Raw genomic sequence first — 10,582 nt, 5'->3', positions numbered from 1 at the left:
GCGCTGGGCTCGATCCTGTTCATCGATCGCATGGCCAAATCGATCGCCGTCGAGGCCGACCAGCCGCTGGTGCCGGAGGACGTCGCCGACCGCGCCACCGCCTATGATTCCAGCGAGGCGAGCGATGCCGACACTGTCGTCTACCGCATTTCGGGCGCCTTCTTCTTCGGCGCCGCTTCGACCGTCGGCGCCGTGCTCGACCGCATCGCCGACCAGAGGAAGAACTTCATCCTCGACTGTTCGGCGGTGCCGTTCTTCGATTCCACCGCGGCCAACGTCATCGAGGGCGCGGCGCACAAGGCCAAGCGCGCCGGCGTGCGCTTTATCATCGCCGGCGCTGCGCCGCAGACGCGGCGCATGCTGATCAACCACGGCGTCAAGCGGCCGCTGGTCACCTACGCCGCCTCGATCCGCGATGCGCAGGCGCAGCTCAAGGCGCCCGCCGCCTGATCGCTGAGCGGGCGGCCTCAACTCGAGCCGACCGCCCGACGGCTTCAATCGAGGCTGAGCGCGGCGACCTCGCCCTCGTTCATCAGCGGCACGAAGATGGTTTTGCCATCGGCGCCGATGTCGGCGCTGCCCGGCTTGAAGGTGGCGACCACCTCAGGCTTGCCACCGCCGTGATAGCGGTAGAGCGTGCCGGTCATGTAGGCGGTGGCGTAGATGCTGTCGCCGATGGCGACGACGCCGTCGAGGTCGGCGAACTTTTCCGCGCCGGGTAATTGCGAAACCGTCCTGGTGGCGAGGTCGACCGCAAGCAGGCCGCCGGGCTCGGCGGTGCTGAAGTCAGGCTTGATGCCCTTGCCCCAGGACGCGACGATCAGCCTGCCGCCGTCGGCGAAGACGCCGTTGGGCGAGGCAAGCGCGGCGTTCTTGACGAACAGTTTCGGTGTGTCGCTGTCGATGCGGTAAATCGCGTCGGCCAGCATGTCGCTGACATAGACCTTGCCCGCGCTGTCGGCCGTCATGTCGTTGAGGAAGACGGCGTCCGGCACGTCGATGCTTGTGAGCAGCTTGCCGCTGGAGAGATCGACGACGCGGACCCTGGTGATGTCGGCGACATAGAGCTTGCCGCCGGAAATCGCCATGCCCTTGGGCGCGTCCATGCCGTCGGTCCAATGCCGCGTGACGACCTTGCCGTCGAGCGATAGCACCGAAAGGTAGCCATTGCCGTCGGCCGCGCCGGGATTGCCGACGATGTTGGAGACGATGATGCGCTTGTTGACGGCATCGAAGAGCGCCTATTCCGGCTGCTCGAAGCCGGTGGCGCGCCAGATTTCGCCGGCCTCGGCGACTGAAGTCAGCGCAATGCCGGCGATCGCGAAGATGGTCGAAGCGATGAGGGTCTTCATGGCCTGGTCTCCTGTGATGACGGCGGAGAGCTAGGGTTTTTGATACTTTTCCGGAATGCCTCTTCCAGCTAGTATCACAAATCGATACGAATTCGCGCTGGCGAGGTGCATTCCATGAACGGTCCGATCTTCGAGGCGCTGAAACGCACGCTGAGGGCGAAGGGCCTGACCTATCGCATGCTGGCCGAGCGCATGGGTGTTTCCGAGCCGACGGTGAAGCGTGTCTTCCATGAGAAGAACTGCAAGCTCGACCGCCTGGTCGAGATCTGCGCCGCCGCCGAGGTCGAGCTGGAGAACGTGCTGGGATCGATGAACAGGGGGCCGGGACCCGCCAACCATGTCGCGCCGGAGATCGAGCGCAAACTTTCTGCACGGCCGGCGCTGCTGTTCGTCTTCATCATGCTCTCGGAGAAGTTCACACCCCAGGGCATCATGCGTTCTCAAGGGTTGAGCGAGGCCTCTATGTTCCTCTATCTGCGCGACCTGGAAGAGCTCGGCCTTGTCGAGATCGGGCGCGGGCTTTCGGCGCGGCTGCTGGTCGAGACGCCGATCCAGTGGAATTTCGACGGGCCGCTGAGGCCGCTATTCGAGACGACCAACAAGAATTTCATCGGCTGGGCGATCACCCATCTGGAGCGCGAGGCGAGTTTCGTCAGCTTCTCGCGGCGGATGCGACCTGAGACGGCGGAGATGGTGCGGCGCGAGGCGGAAGAGCTGGCGGAGCGCGCAAAACTGCTTGCCCATCACGACCAGCACACGACACCGGAGGAACAGCTCATCGGCTACAAATGGACGTTCGCCTTCGGGGCGACGCCGTTTCCGGCGATCATGCCGATCGGGCCGCATGCACGCGATGGCGGCGCGAGGCCGAGCGGCCGGCCCGTTGCCGGCAAACCACGCCAGCCCGCCTAATTTATTCCGCGGCCTTGGCCTCGGCCGCCTTGTCGTCCCAGGTCACCGCCCGGTAGTCGAAGCCATATTCCAGCGTCGGCTTGACGATGCGGAAGAAGGGCGACAGGTCGAAATCGCGCGGCGTGTAGAGCGAGTGGTGGCGGATGTGCAAGATCTCGCGGCGCATGTAGCTCGATTGCGCCGAGGCGCGGCCGGGCGCGCGGGTGATCTCGGGCAGGATCGGATAGCGTATCTGGCCATAGGCCTCGGCGATCAGCGTCGAGCAGATCGCCCGCGTCGGATCGCCGGACCCGAACGCCAGCATGCGGCGGCGCCAGCGCACCGGCACCGGCGGCGTTGGAAAGAAAAATCGCAGCATATCGAAGATATTCTTGAGATCGTATTTCAGGCCGAGCTTGCCGATCATGAAGGCCACGACATGGTCGCGGTCTTCGGGCGTCAGGCCGCTCGCCCGGCAGATGCGGGTGTTGTAGGTGCGGTAGCGCGACAGCGGCACGGCGACACAACCCTCGCCGAGCGTGACCTCGATCAGGCGCGGCCGCTCCGAACCGTCTTCAGGCGCGGGCAAGGCATCGCCGACATAGAAGGCAGCATGCGACCATGTCGACTGGGTCAGGTATTTAATGACCGCCGAGATCTTCTGGTTGCCCTCAATGAGCAGGATGTCGCCCGGTTCCAGCGCGCGGCGCAGCGTTTCGGCATCGGACGGTGTGTAGGGCTCATAGCCCGAGGACTCATCCTGCAGCCGGCTGGCAAGCCAGCGGCCAAGGCGGTCGAGAAGGGTTTCGGCCGGCGCGGTCATGGTAGAGCGTGATTAGCATGGGCCGGCGGGGGGACGCCAGCAGCGCCCGTTAGCCGGCGGCGGCCGCCAGATCTTCCTGGGCTGCTCCGGCGAGGTCATCGCGGGCCTTGCGGGCAAGTTTCCTGGTCGACCGTTTGGGGCTGTCGCCGAACAGTTCGGCCGCCTCGGCGAGGCTTGACTTGCGCAGGCTCTTTTCCGAGCGCTTCAGGAGCTTGCCGAGAAGCTTTGTATCCTCTGGCGGTCCGAGCGGCTCGGCTTCGGCATCGAGCAGGGCGCGCATGACGAAGACATCGTGGAGTTCGCCCAGCCGTTCACCCAGAGCATCGACCGCCTTGCGGCGGGCCTTGATCGGTGTCGGCCACAGCCGGCCGAGCAGCGACAGGTGCATGCTGTGGGTCTTGGCCGCCTTGCGCAGGTCGTGGAAATCATCCGCCTCGCCGCGGGACCCAGCCTTGTCCAGCGCTTTGCGCGCCCGCCGCAAGGTGGCGCGGGCGCCCTCGGCGAGAATGTCGGCCGCCTGCTCGGGCTGGTCGGGCAGGGAGAGCCTGTCGATATGGCCGAGGCCCTCCCGGCAAGCGGCAGCCGCGGCACTGATCGCGGCATCGAGACCTGCGCCGGCATGCAACTCATGCTGGCGCATAACCAGCCGGTCGCGGACGGCATCGAGGCCGCCGCCGGCGCTCTGCTCCGGGAAGCTTGCTGCCAGGCGGTCGATGGTTTCGATCAGGGCGGTCGCCTCGCGCGGCCCGGCAAGCAGCGCCGATACCTGCTTGTAGCACTCGTTTTCGGTCTGGCAGAACGGTTCGTCACCGGAACGAACCAGGCGCAGCAATGCACGCACGCTCTTCAACCGCTTGCGGCATTTATGCAGCCCCTGCTCGGGCTTCTCACGCGCCATCTCGAGATGGGCGAGCGCCTTGCCGACCTCGTCAGTCAGGATGCGCCTGACCTCGCCGGTCAGCGGCAGGTGCGGATCGATGCGAAAACTCATGCGGCGATCTCCGGAATCCCCCCAAGGGCGAGCGACGCGGTGTAGAACCTCGACTCGCCTGTGATTTCACGGCCGAGCCAATCAGGCAGCATTTCGTCCGGCACGTCTTCCGGCGTCTCGAGCTCGGCGACCACCAGCCCCGCCAGCATCCCGCCGAAGACATCGACTTCGTAGAGATAGCCGCGGTGCCTAACATGGTGACGTGTCTTCTCGATGACACGTCCGATGGCGAAGGCCTGCATTTCTTCAGCCTCCGCAAGTGGGATCGGATATTCGAACTCGTCGCGCTCGCGCGCTTTGCTGCCGAATTTGAGCGTCAGTTCCGCTGAGGTGTCGTCGCTGATGCGCACGCGGACCGTGCGGCCGGGGGCGGCGGCAAGGTAAAATTGCCGGATGCGGATATCCGCCTCGGCCAGGTCACGCCAGGCGGCGCTGGAGACCAGGAATTTGCGTTCGACTTCCTTGCCCATGGCCGCGCACTAAAGCGCGCGCGGACGGACATGGCAAGCCGAAGCTGAGAATCGGATTGACTTTAATCAATCGATTGATTAAACGAATACCGTGAGCAAGAAAACGAGCGTCAAACCTCCCCATCGCGAAGCTTCTCCCGCCGAGCAGACGCGCGCCGCACTTGTGCACGCGGCGCTGAAGCTGTTCGGCCGGCAAGGCTTCGACGGCACCTCGACGCGCGAGATCGCGGCGGAGGCCAAGGCCAATATCGGCTCCATCGCCTATCATTTCGGCGGCAAGGAAGGCCTGCGCGCCGCCGCCGCCGACTACATCGTCGACACCATCCAGACGATTGCCGGGCAAGCACTTGGAAACCAGGCCGTCAGCGCCGCGCCAGCGCCGGCGGACGCGGAAGCGGCACGGGCGCAGCTTTTCACGGCGCTGGAGCGGATGGTGGCCTTCATCGTTGCGAGCCCGCAGGCAGGCGAGATCGTACAATTCGTACTTAGAGAGCTTTCCCACCCGACCGCCGCGCTCGACCGCATCTATGCCGGCGTGTTCGAGCCGACGCATCGCAGGCTTTGCATGATCTGGGAGCAGGCCACGGGCGAACCGGCCGAGAGCGAGCGCACCCGGCTCACCGTCTTCACGCTGATCGGCCAGGTGATCTATTTCCGCATCGGCCGCGAGGCGGTGATGCGCCGGATGGGCTGGCGCGAGATCGGCGAGGCCGAGGCGGCCAAGGTGGTGGCGATCGCCTCGGACAATCTCAGCGCAATGCTTGCCGCCCGCAATCTGGCTGCCCGCAATCCGGCCGCTGGCACCGTGGCCGCCCGCAAGGAGGGCAAATCATGAGCTTTCTCTGTTCGCTGCCGCTAGCCGCCCAGCTGTTCGGCGCCTGCGCGCCGGCTGCACCGCTGGCCGTAGGCTATGTCGAGGGCGACTATGTGTTGCTGGCACCGATCGAGGTCGCGCAGGTGGAGACCGTCGCGGTCAAGCGCGGCGACCGCGTCGCGCCGGGCGCGACGGTGGTGACGCTGGAGAGCGCCGACGCCAAGATCACCGTGGCTCAGGCTGAGGCAGCGCTGGCGCAGGCGCAGGCGCAGCTCGCCGACCTGCAAGTGGGCAAGCGTCCGGAAGAAATCGCCGTGCTGAAGGCACAAGTCGACATGGCCAGGGCTCAGGCCGCCGACGCCAAGCGCCGCTATGACCGCGCCAGCGACCTTTACAAGCGCGGCACCGGCACGCAGGCAGATTACGATACGGCGTCGGCCGCGCTGGAGACGGCCAACGCGCAGGTCGGCCAGGCCGAAGCCAACCTCGCTGTCGGCGGTCTGCCGGCACGCCCGGAAACGATCAAGGCCGCCGACAACCAGGTCAAGCAGGCGCAATCGGCCCTGGGACAGGCTCAGTGGCGGCTGTCCAAGCGCGTGCTGACGGCGCCTTCGCCCGGTCGCGTCAACGACGTGATCCGCAATCCGGGCGACACCGCCGGCCCGACGGCGCCTGTCATCTCGATACTGCCGGACGGCGCCGTGAAGGTCAGCGTCTATGTACCGGAAAGCGCCTTCTCCTCGGTCAAGGTCGGTGCGCTGCTCAGCGTCCATTGCGACGGCTGCGGGCCTGATCTGAGGGCGCGCGTCAGCTATGTGTCGCCGGATCCGGAGTTTACGCCGCCGGTGATCTATTCGCTGGAGAACCGGCAGAAGCTGGTGTTTCTGGTCGAGGCGCGGCCGGAGGGCGATGCCGGCCCGCTGCAGCCCGGGCAGATCGTCGACGTCGACCTGGCGGATGCCGGAAAATGAACGCCATCGACGTCCATGGCCTGGTCAAGCGCTTCGGCAACAAGACCGTCGTCGACCACGTGACGATGACGGTGGCCGAGGGTGAGATCGTCGGCTTCCTGGGGCCGAACGGCTCGGGCAAGACGACGACCATCCGCATCATGTGCGGACTGCTCACGCCGGACGAGGGCGAAGGCACGGTGCTCGGCCTCGACATCCGCACCGATGCGCTCAGGATCAAGCGCGAAGTCGGCTACATGACGCAGAAATTCTCGTTCTACGAGGATCTGACGATCGGCGAGAACCTCGAATTCGTGGCCCGGCTCTACCAGCTGAGACCGGTCGAGGAGCATGTGGCGCGGACGCTGGAGGAGCTTGGCCTGACGACACGCCGGAACCAGCTCGCCGGCACGCTGTCGGGCGGCTGGAAGCAGCGGCTGGCGCTCGCCGCCTGCATCATGCACAAGCCGAGGCTGCTTCTGCTCGACGAGCCGACGGCGGGCGTCGATCCCAAGGCAAGGCGAGAATTCTGGGACGAGATCCACCGGCTGGCGAGCGGCGGCCTGACCGTGCTGGTCTCCACCCATTATATGGACGAGGCCGAGCGCTGCCACCGCATCAGCTACATCTCCTACGGCAAGATGCTGGCCACCGGCACTGTGGAAGAGGTGGTGAAGAATGCCGGGCTCACCACCTTCGTGGTGCAGGGTCCGCGTCTCGACCAGGTCGCGGAGGCGCTGCAGGGCCGCGCCGGCGTCGACCAGGTGGCGCCGTTCGGCGCGACGCTGCATGTCGTCGGCTCCGACAAACAGGCGCTCAAGGCGGCGCTCGCCGATGTCGAAAAGCAGCACAAGGGCGTGACGGTGACGCCGGGCGAAACCAGCCTCGAGGACGTCTTCATCCAGTTCATGGCCGGCTCGAAGGACAATATGGGATGAAAAACAGGATGAGCGCCCTGTTCTCCTTCGCCAGGCTCGGCGCGCTGCTGATCAAGGAGTTCATCCATATGCGGCGCGACCGCATCACCTTCGCCATGATGCTGGGCGTACCGCTGATGCAGCTGGTGCTGTTCGGCTATGCCATCAACAACGATCCGAAGAGCCTGCCGGCGGCGCTGGTGGCGACGAGCAGCGATCCCTATACGCGGGCCATGGTCTCGGCGCTGCAGACCACCGGCTATTACCGCTTCGACCATGTCGCGCAAAGTGCCGCCGAGGCCGAGTTCCTGATGTCGCGCGGCGACGTCGCCTTTGTCGTCACCATTCCCGCCGATTTCGCCCGCCGCGTCGAGCGCGGTGACAGTCCGCAGATCCTGATCGAGGCCGACGCCACCGACCCGGCCGTGGCGAGCGGCGCCATCTCGACGCTGGGCACGGTCGCCAACCAGGCGCTGCTTCGGGCGCGCGGCATGCAGGAGGCGGCGGCGGAAACCGCCAAGGGCCAGCTCGAAGTGGTGGTGCACCGGCGCTACAATCCCGAAGGCATCTCGCAATACAACATCGTGCCCGGCCTGCTCGGCGTCATCCTGCAGATGACGATGGTGATGATGACCTCGATCGCGCTGACGCGCGAGACCGAGCGCGGCACGATGGAGAACCTGCTCGCCATGCCCTCCAGCCCGCTCGAGATCATGATGGGCAAGGTGCTGCCCTATCTGGTGGTCGGCGCCGTGCAGGTGGTGGTGGTGCTGGCGGCGGCGAAGCTTCTGTTTTCCATCCCGTTCACCGGCTCGATCTCGCTGCTGTTGACCGCCGTGCTGATCTTCGTGCTGGCGCTGGTGCTGCTCGGCTACACCATCTCGACGATCGCACGCACGCAGATGCAGGCGCTGCAGCTGACCTTCTTCTTCTTCCTGCCCTCGATCATGCTGTCGGGCTTCATGTTCCCCTATCGCGGCATGCCGGGCTGGGCGCAGCTGTTCGGCGAGATCCTGCCGCTGACGCATTTCCTGCGCATCATCCGCGCGGTGATGCTAAAGGGCGCCGAGCTGCCGGCGGTGGCGACCGAGATCGGCTGGCTGGTGCTGTTCGTGGCGGTGTTTGCCGGCGTGGCGCTGGTGCGGTTCAGGCGGACGCTGGACTAGGTCCAGCAAGGCATGGGCTCCGCACGCTTGTCGCGGCTGTGCCGGACGCTCGAATGCGATAGAGTGGTGGTTCCTGTATCATCAGAGCTGGTCCGATGAGGGTCGTCGATACGGCAGAGGTCATCTTTCTCGTCGACAACGCGACGGACAGCCTGTCGTCGAGCCCCGGCTTCGTCGAGACCGAGTTCGCCCGCCTTCGCCGTCGCGGGATGCCATGGCTGTCGGGCAAATGCCTGTGCTGCGCCGCGCATGGGCTTTCCTGCCTGATCACCGTCCGGACGGCATCGGCCAGCCGCACGCTGCTGTTCGACACCGGGCCCGAGGAATGGGTGTTCGAGCGCAACGCGGTCAGGCTCGGCGTCGATCTCGGGGAGGTTGGGGCGGTAATGCTGTCGCATGGGCACTGGGACCACGCCGGCGCAATGCCGCGCGCCCTGCAGATGATCACGATGGCCAATGGCGGGCGGCCCGTCCCGACCTACATGCATCCCGACATGTTCGCCTTGCGGGCGACCAAATCCGCCGATGGGCAGTTTCGGCCGATGGAACTGGTGCCGAGCGTGGAGGTCCTGTCCGGGAGCGGCGCCGATGTCATCGTTACCCGCGACGAGCAGTTGCTTCTTGACGAGACGTTCTATGTCAGCGGCGAAATCCCGCGCGTGACCCGGTTCGAACGCGGCTTTCCCGGCCAGTATCGCCAGACCGCCGCAGGCGGCTGGGAACTGGACGAAGTGATGCCGGACGAGCGCTACGTTGCAATCAACGTGGCCGGCAAGGGGCAAATCGTCTTCACCGCCTGCTCGCACGCCGGCCTGATCAACGTCCTGACCCACGCCAAGGCACGGTTTCCGGAAATTCCGCTCTACGGCGCGTTCGGCGGCTTCCACCTCTCGGGGGTGACCGAGCCGATCATCCCCGAGACGGTCGAAGCACTGGCCGAGTTTGACCTGCAGCTGATATCGCCCGGGCATTGCACGGGCTGGCGCGCCGTGAGCGCGCTTGCGGCCGCCTATGGCGAGACGGTCGCTCCATCCGTGGTCGGCAAGACGTTTTCGCTTTGACGGCTCCAGAACGACTCAGGCGTCCAATGCCCGCAGTCCCCTAAGCCGCCGCCATGATCTCCGCATAAGTGTCGAAATCGACATTGCCGCCAGAGAGCACGACGGCGACGCATTTGCCGGCGAGATCGATCTCGCCGGACGAGAGCGCGGCGAGGCCCACGCAGCCGCCGGGCTCGACCACCAGCTTGAGATGGGCCATGGCGTCGCGCATCGCCTGCGCCGTCGCCTTGTCGGACACGGCGACAGCGCCGGCGAGGTTTTTGCGGTTGATCTCGAAGGTGATGGCGCCGGGCTCGGCGGTGAGGATGGCGTCGCAGATCGAGGTGTGGCCGGGCTCGTTGGCGACCCTCTCACCCTTGGCCAGCGAACGGCGGGTGTCGTCGAAATGTTCCGGTTCGGCGGCCCAGACCGCGGTGTCCGGCGAGGCATCCTTGACGGCAACGGAGATGCCGCTCGACAGGCCGCCGCCGCCACAGGGAATGACGACCGCGTCGAGGCTGACGCCGAGAGCCCTGGCCTGGGCCATCAGCTCGAGGCCGATCGTGCCCTGGCCGGCGATGATGGCCGGATCGTCGAAGGGCGGAACCAGCGCCATGCCCTTGTCCAGCCAGGGACGAACCACCGTCATGCGGTCATCGCGAAAGCGGTCGAACGGAACCACCTCGGCGCCCATCTTGCGGACATTGCCGATCTTCATCGCCGGCGCGTCGGCCGGCATGGCGATGACCGCCTTGACGCCGAACATCGCGGCGGAAGCGGCGACGCCCTGCGCGTGATTGCCCGAGGAGAAGGCGACGACGCCGCGACCGCGCTCCGCCGCGCTCAGCGACGACAGTTTGTTGTAGGCGCCGCGGAACTTGAACGAGCCGGTGCGCTGCAACGTCTCCGGCTTGAACAGGATGCGGCCGCCATAGCGCTTGTTGAGCTCCGGCGATTCGATCAGCGGCGTCTCGACGATCAGGCCGGAGAGGCGCGCCGCGGCGTTGCGGATATCGGCGATGCCGGGAGGGACGGTCATGGGCGCGGCCTTGAGCAAACAGACCGCCCATGGTGCACGGAAAAGGCCGCGGCGCGCCAACGAAAAAATGTGATGATTACAAGGTTGGCGGATTATAGCTGCCGTTGGCGCCGCCCCTCACCCCAACAG

12 protein-coding genes are annotated in these 10,582 nt (G+C 66.0%); 7 read left to right on the top strand and 5 right to left on the bottom strand.

What is annotated here, in order from left to right; all coding sequences use genetic code 11:
• The coding region (locus EN781_RS14600) for an STAS domain-containing protein (protein WP_145965506.1) at positions 1-450 on the top strand (450 nt) is incomplete at its 5' end.
• A 44-nt stretch (positions 451-494) separates the two neighbouring features.
• Here EN781_RS14600 and EN781_RS14595 read toward each other — a convergent pair.
• Positions 495-1,154, bottom strand: a complete 660-nt coding sequence (locus EN781_RS14595; RefSeq protein ID WP_245455295.1) for an ATP/GTP-binding protein — start codon at positions 1,152-1,154, stop codon at positions 495-497.
• A 312-nt stretch (positions 1,155-1,466) separates the two neighbouring features.
• Between EN781_RS14595 and EN781_RS14590 the strand changes: the two genes are divergently transcribed.
• Positions 1,467-2,264, top strand: coding sequence for a helix-turn-helix transcriptional regulator (locus EN781_RS14590; RefSeq protein WP_126057260.1), 798 nt, complete (start codon positions 1,467-1,469; stop codon positions 2,262-2,264).
• 1 nt (position 2,265) lies between these two features.
• On the opposite strand, the gene EN781_RS14585 is transcribed toward EN781_RS14590, so the two are convergent.
• Genes EN781_RS14585 through EN781_RS14575 form a run of 3 tightly spaced genes read right to left on the bottom strand, consistent with a single transcriptional unit; the run spans position 2,266 to position 4,527 of the window.
• On the bottom strand, positions 2,266-3,066 hold the full coding sequence (locus EN781_RS14585; protein WP_126057261.1) for a lipo-like protein: 801 nt from the start codon (positions 3,064-3,066) through the stop codon (positions 2,266-2,268).
• Between the two features lie 49 nt (positions 3,067-3,115).
• Complete coding sequence (locus tag EN781_RS14580) at positions 3,116-4,057, bottom strand: CHAD domain-containing protein (protein ID WP_126057262.1); 942 nt, start codon at positions 4,055-4,057, stop codon at positions 3,116-3,118.
• Complete coding sequence (locus tag EN781_RS14575; protein ID WP_127400085.1) at positions 4,054-4,527, bottom strand: CYTH domain-containing protein; 474 nt, start codon at positions 4,525-4,527, stop codon at positions 4,054-4,056. The genes EN781_RS14580 and EN781_RS14575 overlap by 4 nt, the downstream gene beginning before the upstream one ends.
• A gap of 91 nt (positions 4,528-4,618) precedes the next feature.
• On the opposite strand from EN781_RS14575, the gene EN781_RS14570 reads away from it, so the two are divergent.
• From EN781_RS14570 to EN781_RS14550, 5 genes are all read left to right on the top strand, one after another.
• Positions 4,619-5,362, top strand: a complete 744-nt coding sequence (locus EN781_RS14570; protein ID WP_126057264.1) for a DUF1956 domain-containing protein — start codon at positions 4,619-4,621, stop codon at positions 5,360-5,362.
• Positions 5,359-6,312, top strand: coding sequence for an HlyD family efflux transporter periplasmic adaptor subunit (locus tag EN781_RS14565; RefSeq protein WP_126057265.1), 954 nt, complete (start codon positions 5,359-5,361; stop codon positions 6,310-6,312). Before EN781_RS14570 ends, EN781_RS14565 begins: the two co-directional genes overlap by 4 nt.
• On the top strand, positions 6,309-7,229 hold the full coding sequence (locus EN781_RS14560; RefSeq protein ID WP_126057266.1) for an ABC transporter ATP-binding protein: 921 nt from the start codon (positions 6,309-6,311) through the stop codon (positions 7,227-7,229). Before EN781_RS14565 ends, EN781_RS14560 begins: the two co-directional genes overlap by 4 nt.
• Before the next feature lie 8 nt (positions 7,230-7,237).
• Positions 7,238-8,374, top strand: a complete 1,137-nt coding sequence (locus tag EN781_RS14555) for an ABC transporter permease (protein ID WP_127400086.1) — start codon at positions 7,238-7,240, stop codon at positions 8,372-8,374.
• 95 nt (positions 8,375-8,469) lie between these two features.
• Positions 8,470-9,435 (top strand): MBL fold metallo-hydrolase, encoded by a 966-nt coding sequence (locus EN781_RS14550; RefSeq protein WP_126057267.1) that lies wholly within the window; start codon positions 8,470-8,472, stop codon positions 9,433-9,435.
• Positions 9,436-9,475: 40 nt separating this feature from the next.
• On the opposite strand, the gene EN781_RS14545 is transcribed toward EN781_RS14550, so the two are convergent.
• On the bottom strand, positions 9,476-10,453 hold the full coding sequence (locus EN781_RS14545; protein WP_126057268.1) for a threonine/serine dehydratase: 978 nt from the start codon (positions 10,451-10,453) through the stop codon (positions 9,476-9,478).
• Positions 10,454-10,582: the final 129 nt, after the last annotated feature.

The organism is Mesorhizobium sp. M4A.F.Ca.ET.090.04.2.1 (assembly GCF_003999085.1).
GTDB lineage: Bacteria > Pseudomonadota > Alphaproteobacteria > Rhizobiales > Rhizobiaceae > Mesorhizobium.
The sequence above is the reverse complement of the archived record's forward strand: the minus strand, read 5'-3'. Positions and strand labels throughout refer to the sequence as shown.